This window comes from Burkholderia sp. AU45251 (assembly GCF_030482905.1).
In the GTDB taxonomy this organism is placed as follows: domain Bacteria; phylum Pseudomonadota; class Gammaproteobacteria; order Burkholderiales; family Burkholderiaceae; genus Burkholderia; species Burkholderia aenigmatica.
Window position 1 is genome coordinate 95,296 of the sequence record NZ_JAUJQH010000017.1, and the last position, 17,435, is coordinate 112,730.

Below are 17,435 nucleotides of genomic sequence, written 5' to 3' on the forward strand. Positions count from 1 at the left end.
CGTCGGTTTTGTCCGCTTCGTGCGCTGCGGACGCGTACCCGGCGCGACCGCGCGCCGGCGTCGGCACCGCTCAGAGGCCGCAGGCCGCGCCGCTGTTCGCTGCGATCTCGCGTGCGGCCTTCGCGCCCTCGACCTGCAGGATCGTCGGCAGCGACACGTTGTTTTTCGCGGCGGTGATCTCGGCGAGGATCGAGATCGCGATTTCCGGTGGCGTCCGGCTGCCGATGTAGATGCCGGCCGGCCCGTGCAGCCGGCCCAGTTCCGCTTCGTTCAGGTCGAATTCGCGCAACCGCTCGCGCCGTGCCGCGTTGTTGCGCCGCGAGCCGAGGGCGCCCACGTAGAACGCGGGTGTCTTCAGCGCCTCCATCAGCGCGAGATCGTCGAGCTTCGGATCGTGCGTGAGCGCGATCACGGCCGAACGCGCGTCGAGCTTCATGTCGAGCACCGTATCGTCGGGCATCGTATGCACGACGCGCGTGCCCGGCACGTCCCACGCATCCGTGTATTCCTCGCGCGGATCGCACACCGTCACCTGGTAGTCGAGCCCGACCGCGATCTGGCACAGATAGCGCGACAACTGGCCGGCGCCGATCACGAGCATCCGGTAGCGCGGCCCGTGGATCGTCACGAGCCGCTCGCCGTCGAACGCGAGCCCGTCGGCCGCCTGCGCGGGCGACAGCGAAGCACGGCCGGTCGCGAGCGTCATCGTGCGCGTGACGAGGCGGCCGGCCTCGACTTCCGCGCACAGCGCGGCAATCCCGCTGTCGCGCGTGAGCGGCTCGAGCACGAGCTGGATCGTGCCGCCGCAAGGCAGCCCGAAGCGGTGCGCTTCCTCGGCCGTCACGCCGTATTTGAGCGCTTCCGGACGCGCGTCGGCTGCGATCCCGCTAGCGTGCACGCGGGCGATCAGGTCGTCCTCGATGCACCCGCCGGATACGGAGCCGACCACGAGCCCGTCCTCGCGCACCGCGAGCATCGCGCCTTCGGGGCGCGGCGACGAGCCCCACGTCTTCACGACCGTCACGAGCAGCACGCGGCGCCCTTCTTCGAGCCAGCGTGCGCTGGATTTCAATACATCGAGATCGACGCTTTCCATCATCTTCTTCCTGTTGCCGGACGGCCCGCTGCCCGGGACCGTCGTTCGATGGCGGGATTATGAACCGCGCGGCGCGCACGCGCAGGCGGTGCGGTGGCGCGAGCGGGCCAATCCGGAGGATCGGGCAAGACATCGCGACGATCGGACAGCGATCGATCGCGGGAACGGCGCAGCGGCCGGGTCGGGGGAGGCGGTTGCCGCGCGGGGCCGGTGGTGGCCCCGCGGGTGGTCGCGCATCGCGCGCGGCAGGCGCGCGCGACGATGGCGCTCAGTGCGCGTCGTGGTGACCGTGCGCGAGCTTCGAGTGGTGGCGCGAGTACAGGAAGTAGATCACGAGGCCGATCACGAGCCACACCCCGAACGCGGCCCACGTGATGGGCTTCAGGTTCAGCATCAGGAACAGGCACGCCGCGACCGCGAGGATCGGCACCACGGGCACGCCGGGGCAGCGGAACGCGCGCGGCAGGTCGGGGTGCGTGCGGCGCAGCACGAGCACGGCGACCGACACCATCGAGAACGCGGCAAGCGTGCCGATGTTGATCAGCTCGGCGAGCACGTTGAGCGGCACGAGCGCGGCGATCAGCCCGAAGAACAGGCCGACGAGCCAGGTCGTCAGGAACGGCGTCGCGTAGCGCGGGTGCACGCGCGACAGCGTCGCCGGCAGCAGCCCGTCGCGCGACATCGCGAAGATCACGCGGGTCTGGCCGTAGCTCATCACGAGGATCACGGTCAGCATGCCGAGCACGGCGCCGAGATCGATGAAGCCCGCGACCCAGTTCTCGCCGGCAATCTGCAGCGCGTACGAAATCGGGTGCGAGATGTTCGCGTACTGGGCCGACGGCACGATGCCGGTCGCGACCGCGGCGACCGTCACGTACAGCACGGCGCACACCGCGAGCGACGCGATGATGCCGATCGGCAGGTCGCGTTTCGGGTTCTTCACTTCCTCGGCCGCCGACGACACCGCGTCGAAGCCGATGAACGCGAAGAACATCACGGCCGCCGCGCCGAACACGCCGTTCCAGCCGTGCGGCATGAACGGCTTCCAGTTCGCGGGCGTCACGTGGAACACGCCGACCGCGATCACGAGCAGCACGACCGACACCTTGATGAACACCATGATGTTGTTGATGCGGGTCGACTCGCGGATGCCGATCGACAGCAGCGTCGTGATCACGATCATCACGAGGAACGCGGGCAGGTTGAACCACGTGACGACACCCGGCACCGCGCCGGGCGCGGCCGTCAGCACGGCGGGCAGCGTCAGCCCGAAGCCCTGCAGCAGCGACTGCAGGTAACCCGACCAGCCGACCGACACGGCCGACGACGCGAGGCCGTATTCGAGCATCAGGTCCCAGCCGATGATCCACGCGACGAGCTCGCCGAGGGTGGCGTACGAATACGTGTAGATCGAGCCGGCGACGGGGATCGTCGACGCGAATTCCGCGTACGACAGCGCCGCGAGGCCGCACGCGATCGCGGCGATCACGAACGACAGCATCAGTGCCGGGCCGGCCTGCACGGCGCCGGTGCCGGTCAGCACGAAGATGCCGGTGCCGATGATCGCGCCGATGCCGAGGAAGGTGAGGTCGATCGCGCCGAGCGCTTTCTTGAGCCCGGCGGCATGCGCGCCGGCGATCATGCGATCGACGTTTTTCTTGCGGAAGAGAGACATTGCGGATGAATCGCCAGCGCGCGCGGGTGCGGTAGCGCTGATTGAGTGAAAACCCGTAATTTTAGCCGATTTGGCGCACAAAACCCGCTGCGGCGCAGCGGCGCGCCGCGAAATCGTCCGATAAAACAAGCGCTTGCGCGCCAGACGCGGGCCAGGGGGCCGCGGCGCGGCGTGCGCCGCGTCGCGGGATCGGACGAGTCGGTTGAATCGGGGCGGGGAGATCAGGCGCCGGCCGTGGGCGCCATGTCGACGAGCCGGTTGCTCATCACGTAGAACGTGAGTTCCGCGTTGTTCGACAGCCGCATCTTCTCGAGCAGCCGCGACCGGTACACGCTCACCGTCTTCACGGACAGCGACAGCGTGTTCGCGATGTCGGTGAGCCGCTTGCCCGACGCGAGCATGCAGAGCGTCTGGTATTCGCGGTCGGACAGCTTCTCGTGCGGCAGCGGCTCGTTCTCGAACGACACGTATTCGGCGAGCGCCTCGGCCATCGCGGGGCTCACGTACTTGCGGCCGGCCGCGACCTGCTGGATCGCGCCGATCATCTGCGCGGCATTGACCGTCTTCGACAGGTAGCCGGCGGCGCCGGCCTTCAGTGCGCGTACCGCGTACTGATCCTCGCGGTACATCGAGAACATCAGCACCGGCGTGCGCGGCAGCTTGCGCTTGACGCGCTTGAGCACTTCGATGCCGTTCGTGTCCGGCAGCGAGATGTCGAGCAGGATCACGTCGAATTCCTGCTTGTCGACGGCCGCCATCGCGTCGCCGCCGTTCTCGGCCTCGGTGACGTCGCGTGCGACGCCGCGGTCGATCAGCAACTGGCGGATCCCTTGCCGGACGATCGCGTGATCGTCCACGAGCAGGATGTTCAGGCTCATGACGACCTCACGAAAGCGACGCGCGGCGGGCCGCGGCGGGCACCGCGAGCAGCGAATCCCAAGCGAAGCGCGCGGTGACGCGCGTGCCGTGGCCGGTATCCGGCGTGGCCGTCTCGAAGCGGCCGCCGAACGCCTCGCAGCGGGCGCGCATGCCGGCGAGGCCGTAGCCGGTGCGGCGGCTTCGGGAGAAACCGGTGCCATCGTCGGAGACAATCAGTGACAGATGCGTGCAGTCGGTGGCGATCCGCACGTCGACCGACGTCGCGCGCGCGTGCTTCGCGACGTTCGACAACGCTTCCTGCGCGACGCGGAACACCGCGAGCGCGCTGGCGCCGGCGATCTGCGTCAGGCGTGCGTCGGCTGCGCACACGAAGCTGGTGCGCAGGCCGGTGCGTGCCGCATGGGTGTCGACCCACGACGACAGCGCGCCGACCACGCCCGCGTCGAGCGCCGGCGTGTCGCGCTCGTCGATCAGCCGGCGATTCGCGTCGGTGGCGGCGTCGAGCGCCTGCTGAGCCAGCTCCAGCGCGCGCAGGCACCCGTCCGGCGCATCGGCCGGCAGCCACGTTTGAACGTTTGCGAGCGCGAAACGCGCGGCGGTGAGTTCGGCGCCGAGCCCGTCGTGCAATTCGCCGGCCAGGTGGCGGCGGGCCGCTTCGTCGGCGGCGAGCAGTTGGGCGGACAGCGCTGCGATCCGCGCGGCGGAGGTGGCGCGTTTCGACGCGGCGTCGGCGATGGGCGGAGTCGCGACGCAGCTCGGCACGAGCGGTTGCGACGGGAACGGGGCGTGGGCGCCCAAGGGCGCGTTAAGCGACGTATCCATGACTCTCCCTGCTGTCAGAAAGCGGTTCAGACACCGGCTGGCTGCGTGGATCGGCTGCCGTTTCGATGACGGTCGCCGCCAGAGAATCGCCCCCTGCCGAGGTAACAAAAGTTACGTCTTGTAACACTTGCATCCGACCCTTCCACTCTCATCCGAACGGCAACCACGCGCGGCGAATAATATCTCAAAATTTCTGAAAAGGTCATGTCGGGCGGACATTTAAGGGTAAATGTGAATAATCGGAATGAACGTGTTGTAGGAAAAACACTGACACCCGAACACCGGACGATGACGTATCCAAATGTAACTATTTGAGATGGGATGATCCCAATTTGTTACGAATTCGCCAAGTAGGGATGAAAAAAAACCGGAGCTTTCGCTCCGGTTCTTGATGGTGCGCAAATTGGGGGATCGATCAATCCACGAATGCGCGCTCGATCACGTAGTGGCCCGGCGCGCTGTTCTTGCCTTCGACGAGGCCGGCCTGCTTCAGCAGGTCGGTCGTGTCCTTCAGCATCGCGGTGCTGCCGCACAGCATCACGCGGTCGTTTTCCGGCGAGAACGGCGGCACGTCCAGATCGGTGAACAGCTTGCCCGTCGAGATCAGGTCGGTGATCCGGCCTTCGTTGTCGAACGCTTCGCGCGTGACCGTCGGGTAGTAGACGAGCTTTTCCTTGATGATGTCGCCCAGGTACTCGTGGCCCGGCAGGTCGTGCTTGATGAAGTCCATGTACGCGAGCTCGCCCTTCAGGCGGCACGTGTGCGTCAGGATCACCTTGTCGAAGCGTTCGTAGATGTCCGGATCGCGGATGATCGACATGAACGGCGCGAGGCCCGTGCCCGTCGACAGCATCCACAGCGTCTTGCCCGGCAGCAGGTTGTCGGCGACCAGCGTGCCCGTCGGCTTCTTGCCGATCAGCACGGTGTCGCCCACCTTCAGGTGCTGCAGGCGCGACGTCAGCGGGCCGTTCTGCACCTTGATGCTGAAGAATTCGAGATGCTCTTCGTAGTTCGGGCTGACGATCGAGTAGGCGCGCGCGAGCGGCTTGCCGTCGACCTCGAGGCCGACCATCGTGAATTCGCCGTTGTTGAAGCGCAGGCTCGCCTCACGGGTGCAGGTGAAGCTGAACAGCGTGTCGGTCCAGTGATGGACGGATTGGACGGTGGCGGTGTCGTATTTGCTCATGGCTTTGAAAACGGACGCGCGTAGCGAACGCGAGTAACGGGCCCAAAAACGGGCAAAAAAACCGAGTGCGTCGGCCCGATCGCGGATCGGCCGGCCGGCGCGTCGGACACGCGCCTTCTCGATGACAGACGATTGAGGAACTCGTTATTTTACCCTGTTGACGCGGATCGCGGGCTTGACCCCCGTGGCCGCGCGGATTTGGCGCAACGAATTATTTCAATCAGCTTTCGGTTTTCAGCGTTCGGCCGCGAGTTTCGCGCCGAGGCCGACGAGCGCCACGCCGCACAGCGCGTCGAGCGGGCGCCGCACGCGCCGGTAGCCGCGTTGCGCGCGCGGGCTCGCGAACAGGTACGCGACGCACGAATACCAGCCGGCCGACAGCACGCCGATCGTCACCAGCACCGCGCCGTTGAACCACAGCGGCACGTGCGCGGGCAGCATCGCCGCGAACACGCTGGTCCAGAATGCACACGATTTCGGATTCGTCAGGCAGGTGAACAGGCCGCTGCGATACGCGCGCAGGTAATCGTGCGCGTGCGGCGCGGTCAGCGGCGCGCGTTCGTCGGGCGCGTCGGCCGGCGCCGCGTCGCGGCGGATGCCCGCGCGCAGCAGCTTGAAGCCGAAGTACACGAGGTACACGGCCCCGCCGATCCGGATCGCCTCATACAGCCATTCGACCTGGTGCAGCACGGCCGCGAGGCCGAGCATCGCGAGCGTCGCCCATGCGACCGACGCGGTGCCGACGCCGAGCGCCGACGCGGCACCGAGGCTGCGCCGCCCCGCGAGCGACAGTTGCGAAATCATGAAGAAATTCGGGCCGGGGGTGATCGCCGCAACGAGATAGACGACGGCGATTTGCAGCAGGATCGGCAGGTAGGTCATGGCGGTGCGGCCCGATGGCGGGCGCTGGCGGAAAGGGCGACCCGTTAATGTAGCCCGCGCCGCGCGGCCGCGCTTTGGCGGCGCGCAAGCGGGCTGAAATCCGGCCGATACCGGGAACGTTATTGCGGATCGAGGCGCAGGCGCGCGATGTACGGCAGGTGGTCCGACAGCCACGCCGCCTCGCCGGACGGTGCGCGCCATTCGAGCGGCGTCAGCCCGCGCACGAACATCTTGTCGAGCGCGAGCGCCGGCGAGAACGCGGGAAACGTGCGGCCCGATTCGCCGAGCAGTGTCGCGACCTCGGACAGCCCGATCTCGCCGAACAGCGCGACCGAATCGTTGCGCCAGTCGTTGAAATCGCCGGCGAGCATCAGTGGGCCGTCGCCCGCGTTGCGCACGATCCAGTGCGCGATCCAGTGCATCTGGCGCAGCCGCGCGGCGCGCGTGAGCGCGAGGTGCGCGCACAGCAGCGTGACCGGGCGCGCACCCGCGAGCGTCGCGCGTGCGACCAGCAGCCCGCGCCGCTCGAAGCGGTGCGCCGAGATGTCCCAGCGGCCGCCGAGGTCGAGCGGATGCGGCGACAGGATCGCATTGCCGTGCCGCCACGACGGCTTGAACACGTTCGGCCCGAGCGCGATCTGCCAGTCGAGCGCATGTGCGATCTCGGTGGCCTGGCAGTGCCATACGTCGTCGACCGCGTCGTCCATCGGTGCGCCGAAGCCGGGCGCGAGCACGGGGCGCGGCATGCGGCGCGCCATCGCTTCCTGCAGGAAATACACGTCGGCGTGCGTCGACTGCATCCAGTTGCGCATCGCGTTCCACGCGGTGAAGCCGAGCGGCGAGCGGCCCTTGTGCAGGTTCCAGCTCACCGCGGTGAGTTCGTCGGGCGCGGCGTGCGGTTCGGCGAACGGCAGGGACAGGGCGTCGGCGGACATGACGCTCAATCCTTCGCGACGTGCGCACGCACGCGGTACACGAGGTGCGGATGCTGTTCGACGAGCGTCCAGTCGGTCCACGCGTCGCCACCGACCGTCAGGCCGGGGTGGCTCGCGACGATTTGCCGCGGCGACGCGGGCAGGCACGGATCGGCCGGCTTCGCGCCTTCGTCGTCGATCGTTTCCTGCACGTCGAGCGCGAGCGACACGGTGTTCGCGCCGGCATCGACGGTGAGCGGCGCGACCGTCACCGAGCGCGAGCGCTCGGTCGGCACGACACGCGCGGCATTGCCGCAGCCGACCGGCACGGCGGACGGATAGCGATGGGTATCGGTACGGGTCTGACCCACGGTGGTGTGCTGCTGGAACGTGTCGATGGTCTGACCGTCGCGCACCACCTGGATCTCCCACGCGACGGAGGCCGGTGCGGGGCTCTGTGCATGGGCGGCGAGCGCGACGCTCGCGAGCAGGACGGCCAGGCCGTGTTTCAGCATGAAACGTCTCCGGAAACGCGGAATAGCGGGGAACGGACGCACATCTTACGCCCGATCGTTTTCGATCGCGATGTGACAGGACGCGCCGCGGCAGGTTCGCCGCGCGATGCGGTCCTGTTCAAAAGGTAGGGCCGCGTCATGCGTTTTCAAGCGAAAAAGCGCGCGAACTCCGCGACGGGCGCGCGCTCGGTGACGAGGCGGTTCTCGATCGCATCCGGGTCCGCATGGCCGAGCGACATCCCGCAGACCAGCTGTTCGTTGGCGGGAATGCCGAGGTGTTCGGCGACGATCCGGTGAAACGGCACGAACGCGGCTTGCGGGCAGGTATCGAGCCCGCGTGCGCGGGCGGCCGTCATCACGCCCTGCAGGAACATGCCGCAGTCGAGCCATGCACCGTGCGTCATCACGCGGTCGAGCGTGAAGAACAGCGCGACCGGTGCATCGAAGAAGCGGAAGTTGCGTGCGTGCTGCGCATGCATGCGCGCCTTCTCGTCGCGGCCGATGTTCAACAGGCCGTACAGGTCCCAGCCGACCTTGCGGCGCCGGTCGATATACGGCGACACCCATTCGCGCGGGTAGTAGTCGTACTCGGCGACGTATTTCTCGTCGCGCGCGGGATCGTCGTGGGCCGCGGTGAGCGCGGCGGCGAGCGCATCGCGCGTGGCGCCCGTCGCGACGTACACGCGCCACGGCTGGATGTTGGTGCCCGACGGCGCGCGGCTCGCGGCTTCGAGGATCGCCTCGAGCGTGTCGCGCGGCACGGGTATCGGCAGGAACGCGCGGATCGCGCGGCGCGACGTGAGCGCCGCGTCGACGGCGCCGATCGCATCGGCATCGGCGCGCGGGGAAGCAGTGGGGACGGACATCGGCATACCTTCGGGACGGGGTCCGACGCGCCGCGCGGGCGCTGTCGGCAAGACCGGTGCGGCGGGTGGGTGAACCGACGATCATACGCCGCGGTGCGCCGGCGCGCAGCGCGCGCGGGGTGTTAGCAGCAGACGCGCGTGGCTGCTTGCTTGCGCGGGGATGCGGGATCGCTACACTGAAATCGTAAGGGTCTGATGGTCGTGTGACAGCAAGCGGCAGCGAGGTTGGTATGACGACGGCGATGGTGAAACAGGAACTGGCGGTGGCGTCCTTCAGCACGGTGTACGACCTCGAGCAGGTCGAGACGGCGCTGAGTGACCTGAACGAGAGCGCGAGCGACGCACTGCGCGCCACCTACGAGAGGATGCTCAAGACGGGCAATCTGCGCTTCTGCGTGAAGCCGAACCGGATGCCGTCGTTCGACGCGCTCGGCGAGGCGTTGCCCAATTTCGCCGAGCCGCTCGACGACGTGCGCAAGCAGGTCGCGCTGTGCCTCGAAACGGACGACCGGCTCGAACTGATGCCGATCCTGCTGCTCGGGCCCCCGGGCATCGGCAAGACGCACTTTGCGAAGGCGCTCGCGCAACTGCTCGGCACCGCGTACCACTACGTGCCGATGAGTTCGCTGACGGCCGGCTGGATCCTGTCGGGCGCGTCGTCGCAGTGGAAGAACGCGAAGCCCGGCAAGGTGTTCGATGCGCTCGTGAACGGCAGCTACGCGAACCCGGTGATCGCGGTCGACGAGATCGACAAGGCCGGCAGCGACGCGCAATACGATCCGCTCGGCGCGCTGTACGCGTTGCTCGAGCACGACACCGCGCGCGCGTTCATCGACGAATTCGCGGAAGTGCCGATCGATGCGGGCAACGTGATCTGGATCGCGACCGCGAACGAGGCGCACGCGATTCCGGAGCCGCTGCTCAACCGGATGAACGTGTACGAGATCGAGCCGCCCGATGCGGCCGGCGCGCGCCGGATTGCGCAGACGATCTACGACGAGATCCGCACGTCGCATGCGTGGGGGCGGCGCTTCCCGGATACCCTCGGCGACGACGCGCTCGACGTGCTGGCCGCGACCCCGCCGCGCACGATGCGCCGCGCGCTGTTGCACGCATTCGGCGCCGCGCGGCTCGACGGCCGCGATGCGATCGGGCCGCGCGACATCCGGGCCGACGAGGGCGCCGCGAAGCGCCGGCCAATCGGCTTCTGACCCGGCGGCGCGCGCACGGCGGCGGCATGCGCGCGCCGTGCCGCGCCGTGTGTCGTGCCGTGTGTCGACCGTCATGCACGGCGTCGTCACGATACGCTGCACGACCTTCGGCAAGCGGGTGAACCGGGACGTACAATTCTCTTCTCTTCCCTCGACGCGCTAGCGGCGCGAAACGTCATGGAGCAGATGGATTGTGTCGTGATCGGCGCGGGCGTCGTCGGTCTGGCGATTGCGCGCGAACTGGCCGCGCGCGGGCGTGAAACGCTCGTGCTCGAGGCTGCCGATGCGATCGGCACGGGTACGAGTTCGCGCAACAGCGAAGTGATCCATGCGGGGCTCTACTATCCGCGCGGGTCGCTGAAGGCGATGTCGTGCGTGCACGGGCGCGACCTGCTGTACGAATTCTGCGAGACGCATCACGTGCCGCACCGGCGCGCCGGCAAGCTGCTCGTCGCGACGACCGCCGCGCAGGTGAAGCAGTTGAAGGCAATCGCCGCACGCGCGACCGAAAACGGCGTGCTCGACCTGATGCCGCTCACGCGCGCCGACGCGCAGACGCTCGAGCCCGCGCTCGAATGCGTCGAGGCGCTGTTCTCGCCGTCCACCGGCATCGTCGACAGCCACCAGCTGATGCTCGCGCTGCTCGGCGACGCGGAACGCGACGGCGCCGTGTGCGCGCTGAAATCCCCGGTCGAATCGATCGACGTGCTGCGCGGCGGGCGCTTCGTCGTGCGCACGGGCGGCGACGCGCCGACCGAGATCGAGGCCGCCTGCGTGATCAACAGCGCGGGCCTCGGCGCGCAGGCGCTGGCGCGTCGCACGCGCGGCCTCGACCCGCGCTGGGTGCCGCCGCTCTACCTCGCGCGCGGCAACTACTTCAGCCTGTCAGGGCGCGCACCGTTCTCGCACCTGATCTACCCGATGCCCGACCGCGCGGGGCTCGGCGTGCACCTGACGCTCGATCTCGGCGGGCAGGCGCGCTTCGGCCCGGACGTCGAATGGGTCGATGCGCTGCGCTACGAAGTCGATCCCGCGCGCGCGACCGCGTTCTACGCGTCGATTCGCGCGTTCTGGCCGGACTTGCCCGACGACGCGCTGCAGCCGGCGTACGCGGGCATCCGGCCGAAGGTCGCGGGGCCCGGCGAGCCGCCGGCCGATTTCATCGTGCAGGGCGCCGCGCAGCACGGCGTGCGCGGGCTCGTGAACCTGTTCGGCATCGAGTCGCCGGGGCTGACCGCGTCGCTCGCACTTGCGCAGCGCGTGGGCGAGATGGCGGCTTATCGCTGACGCGGCGAGTGTGTGGCGAGTGTGTGGCGAATGTGTTGCGGGTGCGTATCGGTCGTGTGGCGGTCGTGTGAAATTCCTTATCTCCGGCATTTCGGCGCGCACGTTTTGTCGCTTGAGCGTTATTCTGTCGAACGGCTGTCGCCAGAACAGCTTTCAAACCGATAACGTTGGAGCGAGTCCCCCATGAAAACATCCCGTCGGAGTTTCCTGATTACGAGCATTGGTGCGGTGTCCGCGCTGGCGCTGTCGCGCGAAGCGCTGGCTGATGCGCCGATGCTGCCGGAAACCGATCCGACCGCCGTGGCGCTCGGCTACAAGGCCGATGCCACCAAGGTCGACAAGACGAAGTACCCGAAGTACGCAACGGGCCAGGATTGTGCGGCCTGCATGCTGTACCAGGGCAAGAAGGGCTCGGCCTCGGGCCCGTGCGGCGCCTTCCCCGGCAAGCAGGTGTCGGCGAAGGGCTGGTGCAGCGCCTTCTCGAAGATGGGTTGAGGCCCGTGCGGCATCGTGCGATGCCGCATTGTGGCGAAAACCGCAAAACGCCCGCCGTCGAAAGATGGCGGGCGTTTTTTATTGCTTGAAAACGGTTCCGTCGCTTTCTACACTCGCTGCAAACCAGCGCGCCGCGAGCACCCCGCGTGCCGCGCCGCCCGACACGGCGAACTGACGAGGACGAGGCACGCATGGCGACGATTGCGAATTCAACGAAAACGATCCGGCCCGAGCGTGCGCTGAACCGGCGCGCAGTCGCGGCCGCCGTGATCGGCAATGCGCTCGAGTGGTACGACTTCACGGTGTTCGGCTTCATGACGGTCGTGATCGCCGAGCTGTTCTTCCCGACCTCCAGCGAATACTCGTCGCTGCTGCTGACCACCGCGACGTTCGGCGTCGCGTTCTTCATGCGCCCGATCGGCGGCATCGTGTTCGGGCTGTACGCGGATCGCGCCGGCCGCAAGGCAGCGCTGTCGCTCGTGATCCTGCTGATGACGGCCGGCATCTTCCTGCTCGCGGTCGCGCCGCCCTATGCGGCGATCGGCATCGGCGGCCCGCTCCTGATCGTGCTCGGCCGGCTGCTGCAGGGCTTCTCCGCGGGCGGCGAATTCGGCAGCGCGACGGCGCTGCTGATCGAGGCCGCGCCGTTCTCGAAACGCGGCTTCTACGGCAGCTGGCAGATGGCGAGCCAGGCGGCCGCGCTGCTGATCGGCGCGCTCGTCGGCGCGGCCGTCACGCGCGGGCTGTCGCACGATGCGCTGCGCAGCTGGGGCTGGCGCGTGCCGTTCATCCTCGGGCTCGTGATCGGCCCGATCGGCTTCTACATCCGCCGCCATCTCGCCGATTCCGAAGCGTTCCTCCATGCGCAGCAGAACGCGCGCCGCGCGACGCTCGGCGACGTGTTCACGCGCCACCCGCGCGAGGTGCTGTGCGGGCTCGGCTCGGTGATCGCGCTGACGGTGACGATCTACGTGCTGATCAGCTATCTGCCGACCTTCGCGGTGAAGCAGCTGAAGCTGCCCTACGCGGAATCGTTCTACGCGGTGATCGTCGGCAACCTGCTGCTGATGGTGCTGTCGCCGATCGCAGGCGCGTGGTCGGACCGCATCGGCCGCAAGGGGCTGTCGCTGTGGTCGCTGGCACTGACGCTCGTGCTGATGTATCCGCTGTTCGCGTGGCTCGACGCCGCGCCGAGCATCGCGCGGCTGATCGCGGTGCAGGCCGTGCTGTCGGTCACGCTCGCGGGCTACTACGGGCCGTTTGGCGCGATGATCGCCGAGCTGTTCCCGGCCAACGTGCGCTCGACCGGGTTGTCGATCGCGTACAACGTCGCGGTGATGCTGTTCGGCGGCTTCGGGCAGTTCATCGTCACGTGGCTGATCAAGGTAACGGGCACGCCGCTCGCGCCGACCTACTATGTGATGGCCGGAATCGCGCTGTCGATCGTCGCGGTCGCGTTCGTGCCCGCGCGCAGCGCCGACCTCGACGCACCCGCGTGACGACATGACGATTTGAAGACGGTCGTCGGATCGTTTCGCAAAACGCAATGATGTGCTGCAGAACTCGGGAAAACGGCGCGTCGCCCCTTCGTGTTCGCGCCCGATTTGTTTAGTCATCGAACGAAACTTGCGTGCGATGAACGGAATTGTCGCTCGCGCGCGTTATCGCATTTTTTTACCCCCACTAAACATCGGCAAAAACCCGGCGACGCATATAGAAGAGTTTTTTCTCCAGCTTGTTGCCACATCGTTAGCTCAAGTAATATCCGCGTACACCGGCCCCTGGCGGGTCGGTTCCGATCTGGAGACCTGGAGGAAACATGGAATACAACCGTCTGTTGCACACCCTGCGTGTTACCGCCATTGCAGGCGTGGCAGCGGCATCGTTCGGCGTCGCGGGCTCTGCATTCGCACAGATCCCGAACAAGACTCTCGTCTACTGCTCAGAAGGCAGCCCGGCGGGTTTTGATTCCGCGCAATTTACGACCGGCGTCGATTTCACCGCCGCCACGTTCACCGTCTACAACCGCCTCGTCGAATTCGAGCGCGGCGGCACGAAGGTCGAGCCGGGCCTCGCCGAGAAGTGGGATGTGTCGTCGGACGGCAAGGTGTACACGTTCCACCTGCGCCACGGCGTGAAGTTCCACACGACCGACTTCTTCAAGCCGACGCGTGAATTCAACGCGGACGACGTGCTGTTCACGTTCCAGCGCATGCTCGACCCGAACCAGGCGTTCCGCAAGGCGTACCCGGTGTCGTTCCCGTACTTCACCGACATGGGCCTCGACAAGCTGATCACGAAGGTCGAGAAGGTCGATCCGTACACCGTGAAGTTCACGCTCGCCGAGCCGAATGCGCCGTTCATCCAGAACATGGCGATGGAATTCGCATCGATCCTGTCGGCCGAATACGGCGACCAGCTGATGAAGGCCGGCAAGGCCGCCGACATCAACCAGAAGCCGATCGGCACGGGCCCGTTCATCTTCCGCAGCTACACGAAGGATGCGACGATCCGATTCGACGGCAATCCTGATTACTGGAAGAAGGGCGAAGTGAAGATCTCGAAGCTGATCTTCTCGATCACGCCCGATCCGGGCGTGCGCGTGCAGAAGATCAAGCGCAACGAATGCCAGGTGATGAGCTATCCGCGTCCGGCCGACATCGCGACGCTGAAGGCCGATGCCGGCGTCGACATGCCGTCGCAGGCAGGCTTCAACCTCGGCTATCTCGCGTACAACGTCGAGCACAAGCCGGTCGACAAGCTCGAGGTGCGTCAGGCACTCGACATGGCGATCAACAAGAAGGCGATCCTCGAGTCCGTCTACCAGGGCGCAGGCCAGGCTGCTTCCGCGCCGATGCCGCCGACCCAATGGTCGTACGACAAGAACCTGAAGATGGCGCCGAACGACACCGCGATGGCGAAGGCGCTGCTCGCGAAGGCCGGCTATCCGAACGGTTTCGACATCACGCTGTGGGCGATGCCGGTGCAGCGCGCGTACAACCCGAACGCCCGCCTGATGGCCGAGATGATCCAGGCCGACTGGGCGAAGATCGGCGTGAAGGCCAAGATCGTCACGTACGAGTGGGGCGAGTACATCAAGCGCGCGCACGCGGGCGAGCAGGACACGATGCTGATCGGCTGGACGGGCGACAACGGCGATCCGGACAACTGGCTCGGCACGCTGCTCGGCTGCGAAGCGATCAAGGGCAACAACTTCTCGCACTGGTGCTACAAGCCGTTCGACGAGCTGATCCAGAAGGGTCGCACGACGACGGGCCAGGACGCGCGGACGAAGCTCTACACGCAGGCTCAGCAGATCTTCGCGCAACAGCTGCCGTTCTCGCCGATCGCGAACTCGACGGTCTACCAGCCGGTGCGCAAGAACGTGGCCGACATGCGTATCGAGCCGCTCGGCTATGTCCGCTTCGACGGTGTTAGCGTGAAGTAACACGCCTGTCGTAAGCTGTCGCGAAGACCGGCTAATTCATCCGGCGGCGGGAGGCCAAAAGCTTCCCGTCGCCGGTCGCACATTTCCCACAAGAAAATACGAGACGCATCATGTTCACATTCGTGTTGCGCCGCGTGGGCATGGTGATTCCGACTTTCATCGGTATCACCATCCTGGCGTTTGCGCTGATTCACCTGATACCGGGCGACCCCATCGAAGTGATGATGGGCGAGCGCGGCGTCGACCCCGCGATGCATGCAGAGGCGATGAAACGCCTCGGGCTCGACCAGCCGCTGCCCATGCAGTACCTCCACTACATCGGCCGGGCGCTGCATGGCGACCTCGGCACGTCGATCATCACCAACACGAGCGTCGCGGGCGAATTCTTCGCGCGTTTCCCGGCGACCGTCGAACTGTCGCTGTGCGCGCTCGTGTTCGCGCTCGCGGTCGGGCTGCCGGCCGGCGTGATCGCCGCGTTGCGGCGCGGTTCGGTCGTCGACCATGGCGTGATGGGCACCGCGCTCACCGGCTACTCGATGCCGATCTTCTGGTGGGGGCTGATCCTCATCATGGTGTTTTCGTCGTACCTCGGCTGGACGCCCGTGTCGGGGCGCATCGCCGTCGAATACGACTTCCCGCACCCGACGGGCTTCATGCTGATCGACGCGCTGCTCGCGCCCGATGAAGGCTCGTTCAAGTCGGCGGTCAGCCACCTGATCCTGCCCGCGATCGTGCTCGGCACGATTCCGCTTGCGGTGATCGCGCGGATGACGCGTTCGTCGATGCTCGAAGTGCTGCGCGAGGACTACATCCGCACCGCACGCGCGAAGGGGCTGTCGCCCGCGCGCGTGGTGGTCGTGCATGCGCTGCGCAATGCGCTGATCCCGGTCGTCACCGTGATCGGCCTGCAGATCGGCACGCTGCTCGCGGGCGCCGTGCTGACCGAGACGCTCTTTTCGTGGCCCGGTGTCGGCAAGTGGCTGATCGATGCGATCGGCCGCCGCGACTATCCGGTCGTTCAGGGCGGCATCCTGTTGATCGCGACGCTCGTGATCGTCGTGAACCTGGTCGTCGACCTGCTGTACGGCGTGCTGAATCCGCGCATCCGCCACACGAGGTAATCCCATGAGCAATCTGCAAAATACCCTGCCGACCGAATCCGCGCCGGCCGGCGGCCGTGCGCTCGCGCTGCGCGAGTTCTGGGCCAACTTCTCGCGCAACCGCGGTGCGGTCGGCGCCGGCATCGTCGTGATCGTGCTGATTCTGGTCGCGCTGCTCGCCCCGCTGCTCGCGCCGCACAACCCGGCCGAGCAATACCGCGATTTCGTAAAGATCCCGCCCGCCTGGCTCGACGGCGGCAACTGGAAATTCATCCTCGGCACCGACGAAGCAGGCCGCGACATTCTTTCGCGCCTGATGTACGGCGCACGGATGTCGTTCTGGATCGGCTTCGTGTCGGTCGTGCTCGCGCTGATCCCCGGCATCGTGCTCGGGCTCGTCGCCGCGTTCTTCCAGAAATGGGCCGACACGCCGGTGATGCGCATCATGGACGTGCTGCTCGCGCTGCCGTCGCTGCTGCTCGCGGTCGCGGTCGTCGCGATCATCGGCCCGGGCCTCACCAACACGATGCTCGCGATCGCGATCGTCGCGCTGCCGGCCTATGTGCGCCTCACGCGTGCATCGGCGCTCGGCGAGCTGCAGAAGGAGTACGTGACGGCGTCGCGCGTGGCCGGTGCCGGCACGCTGCGCCTGATGTTCTCGCAGGTGCTGCCGAACTGCACGGCGCCGCTGATCGTGCAGGCGACGCTCGGCTTCTCGTCGGCGATCCTCGACGCGGCCGCGCTCGGCTTCCTCGGCCTCGGCGTGCAACCGCCGACCGCCGAGTGGGGCGCGATGCTGGCGTCCGCGCGTGACTACATCGACAACGCATGGTGGATCGTGACGATGCCGGGCCTGTCGATCCTGATTTCGGTGCTCGCGATCAACCTGCTCGGCGACGGGCTGCGCGACGCGCTCGATCCCAAACTGAAACGGATGGCGTGAGATGAAACAACCTCCACACTCACTTTGTTCGCTGTCGACCGGAGTTGGCGCTTCAGCGCTTGCTCCGGTCCCATGCACGGCTCCCCCCGAGGGGGCGGTCTTCCTCCTTGGGGCGG

The 17,435-nt window shown here is 67.1% G+C and carries 16 protein-coding genes; 7 read left to right on the plus strand and 9 right to left on the minus strand.

Translation table 11 applies throughout. The features are described 5' to 3' along the window. Positions 1-70: 70 nt before the first annotated feature. The 9 genes from QZM67_RS27415 to QZM67_RS27455 all read right to left on the minus strand — a co-directional run bounded on the left by QZM67_RS27415 (position 71) and on the right by QZM67_RS27455 (position 8,835). Positions 71-1,096, minus strand: a complete 1,026-nt coding sequence (locus QZM67_RS27415) for an XdhC family protein (RefSeq protein ID WP_043184677.1) — start codon at positions 1,094-1,096, stop codon at positions 71-73. Positions 1,097-1,364: 268 nt separating this feature from the next. Then, positions 1,365-2,771, minus strand: coding sequence for an amino acid permease (locus QZM67_RS27420; protein WP_175026154.1), 1,407 nt, complete (start codon positions 2,769-2,771; stop codon positions 1,365-1,367). 221 nt (positions 2,772-2,992) lie between these two features. Next, positions 2,993-3,649 (minus strand): response regulator transcription factor RqpR, encoded by a 657-nt coding sequence (gene rqpR, locus QZM67_RS27425; protein WP_043184675.1) that lies wholly within the window; start codon positions 3,647-3,649, stop codon positions 2,993-2,995. Between the two features lie 7 nt (positions 3,650-3,656). Continuing rightward, complete coding sequence (gene rqpS, locus QZM67_RS27430; RefSeq protein ID WP_175026153.1) at positions 3,657-4,472, minus strand: quorum system sensor histidine kinase RqpS; 816 nt, start codon at positions 4,470-4,472, stop codon at positions 3,657-3,659. A gap of 415 nt (positions 4,473-4,887) precedes the next feature. Continuing rightward, positions 4,888-5,658 (minus strand): ferredoxin--NADP reductase, encoded by a 771-nt coding sequence (locus tag QZM67_RS27435; protein ID WP_043184673.1) that lies wholly within the window; start codon positions 5,656-5,658, stop codon positions 4,888-4,890. A 234-nt stretch (positions 5,659-5,892) separates the two neighbouring features. Then, positions 5,893-6,540, minus strand: a complete 648-nt coding sequence (locus QZM67_RS27440) for a LysE family translocator (protein WP_175026152.1) — start codon at positions 6,538-6,540, stop codon at positions 5,893-5,895. A 119-nt stretch (positions 6,541-6,659) separates the two neighbouring features. Further along, entirely contained in the window at positions 6,660-7,475 is an 816-nt protein-coding gene (locus tag QZM67_RS27445) for an endonuclease/exonuclease/phosphatase family protein (RefSeq protein ID WP_011353499.1), read from the minus strand. Between the two features lie 5 nt (positions 7,476-7,480). Beyond that, on the minus strand, positions 7,481-7,969 hold the full coding sequence (locus QZM67_RS27450) for a hypothetical protein (protein WP_301808230.1): 489 nt from the start codon (positions 7,967-7,969) through the stop codon (positions 7,481-7,483). Positions 7,970-8,115: 146 nt separating this feature from the next. Further along, positions 8,116-8,835, minus strand: a complete 720-nt coding sequence (locus QZM67_RS27455; protein WP_301808232.1) for a nitroreductase — start codon at positions 8,833-8,835, stop codon at positions 8,116-8,118. Between the two features lie 230 nt (positions 8,836-9,065). On the opposite strand from QZM67_RS27455, the gene QZM67_RS27460 reads away from it, so the two are divergent. The 7 genes from QZM67_RS27460 to QZM67_RS27490 all read left to right on the plus strand — a co-directional run bounded on the left by QZM67_RS27460 (position 9,066) and on the right by QZM67_RS27490 (position 17,319). Next, complete coding sequence (locus QZM67_RS27460) at positions 9,066-10,046, plus strand: AAA family ATPase (protein ID WP_043184670.1); 981 nt, start codon at positions 9,066-9,068, stop codon at positions 10,044-10,046. Positions 10,047-10,223: 177 nt separating this feature from the next. Continuing rightward, positions 10,224-11,333, plus strand: coding sequence for an NAD(P)/FAD-dependent oxidoreductase (locus QZM67_RS27465; protein WP_043184669.1), 1,110 nt, complete (start codon positions 10,224-10,226; stop codon positions 11,331-11,333). 183 nt (positions 11,334-11,516) lie between these two features. After that, positions 11,517-11,828: a high-potential iron-sulfur protein gene (locus tag QZM67_RS27470; RefSeq protein ID WP_301808238.1), complete on the plus strand. Its 312-nt coding sequence runs from the start codon at positions 11,517-11,519 to the stop codon at positions 11,826-11,828. Between the two features lie 191 nt (positions 11,829-12,019). Then, on the plus strand, positions 12,020-13,327 hold the full coding sequence (locus tag QZM67_RS27475; RefSeq protein ID WP_301808241.1) for an MFS transporter: 1,308 nt from the start codon (positions 12,020-12,022) through the stop codon (positions 13,325-13,327). 320 nt (positions 13,328-13,647) lie between these two features. Next, positions 13,648-15,276: an ABC transporter substrate-binding protein gene (locus tag QZM67_RS27480; protein WP_301808243.1), complete on the plus strand. Its 1,629-nt coding sequence runs from the start codon at positions 13,648-13,650 to the stop codon at positions 15,274-15,276. Between the two features lie 110 nt (positions 15,277-15,386). Beyond that, positions 15,387-16,397: an ABC transporter permease subunit gene (locus QZM67_RS27485; RefSeq protein ID WP_011353491.1), complete on the plus strand. Its 1,011-nt coding sequence runs from the start codon at positions 15,387-15,389 to the stop codon at positions 16,395-16,397. A gap of 4 nt (positions 16,398-16,401) precedes the next feature. Continuing rightward, a complete protein-coding gene (locus QZM67_RS27490; RefSeq protein WP_043184666.1) occupies positions 16,402-17,319 on the plus strand; it encodes an ABC transporter permease subunit in 918 nt (305 codons plus the stop codon). The last annotated feature ends 116 nt before the right edge of the window (positions 17,320-17,435 follow it).

Excerpts from the sequence above, each read along its gene's own strand:
- rqpR (WP_043184675.1), bottom strand. The coding sequence starts at position 3,649 with ATGAGCCTGAACATCCTGCTCGTGGACGATCACGCGATCGTCCGGCAA.
- QZM67_RS27485 (WP_011353491.1), top strand. The coding sequence starts at position 15,387 with ATGTTCACATTCGTGTTGCGCCGCGTGGGCATGGTGATTCCGACTTTC.
- QZM67_RS27475 (WP_301808241.1), top strand. The coding sequence starts at position 12,020 with ATGGCGACGATTGCGAATTCAACGAAAACGATCCGGCCCGAGCGTGCG.
- QZM67_RS27420 (WP_175026154.1), bottom strand. The coding sequence starts at position 2,771 with ATGTCTCTCTTCCGCAAGAAAAACGTCGATCGCATGATCGCCGGCGCG.
- QZM67_RS27455 (WP_301808232.1), bottom strand. The coding sequence starts at position 8,835 with ATGTCCGTCCCCACTGCTTCCCCGCGCGCCGATGCCGATGCGATCGGC.
- QZM67_RS27470 (WP_301808238.1), top strand. The coding sequence starts at position 11,517 with ATGAAAACATCCCGTCGGAGTTTCCTGATTACGAGCATTGGTGCGGTG.
- QZM67_RS27450 (WP_301808230.1), bottom strand. The coding sequence starts at position 7,969 with ATGCTGAAACACGGCCTGGCCGTCCTGCTCGCGAGCGTCGCGCTCGCC.
- QZM67_RS27440 (WP_175026152.1), bottom strand. The coding sequence starts at position 6,540 with ATGACCTACCTGCCGATCCTGCTGCAAATCGCCGTCGTCTATCTCGTT.
- QZM67_RS27435 (WP_043184673.1), bottom strand. The coding sequence starts at position 5,658 with ATGAGCAAATACGACACCGCCACCGTCCAATCCGTCCATCACTGGACC.
- QZM67_RS27490 (WP_043184666.1), top strand. The coding sequence starts at position 16,402 with ATGAGCAATCTGCAAAATACCCTGCCGACCGAATCCGCGCCGGCCGGC.
- QZM67_RS27480 (WP_301808243.1), top strand. The coding sequence starts at position 13,648 with ATGGAATACAACCGTCTGTTGCACACCCTGCGTGTTACCGCCATTGCA.
- QZM67_RS27460 (WP_043184670.1), top strand. The coding sequence starts at position 9,066 with ATGACGACGGCGATGGTGAAACAGGAACTGGCGGTGGCGTCCTTCAGC.
- QZM67_RS27415 (WP_043184677.1), bottom strand. The coding sequence starts at position 1,096 with ATGGAAAGCGTCGATCTCGATGTATTGAAATCCAGCGCACGCTGGCTC.
- QZM67_RS27465 (WP_043184669.1), top strand. The coding sequence starts at position 10,224 with ATGGAGCAGATGGATTGTGTCGTGATCGGCGCGGGCGTCGTCGGTCTG.
- QZM67_RS27445 (WP_011353499.1), bottom strand. The coding sequence starts at position 7,475 with ATGTCCGCCGACGCCCTGTCCCTGCCGTTCGCCGAACCGCACGCCGCG.
- rqpS (WP_175026153.1), bottom strand. The coding sequence starts at position 4,472 with ATGGATACGTCGCTTAACGCGCCCTTGGGCGCCCACGCCCCGTTCCCG.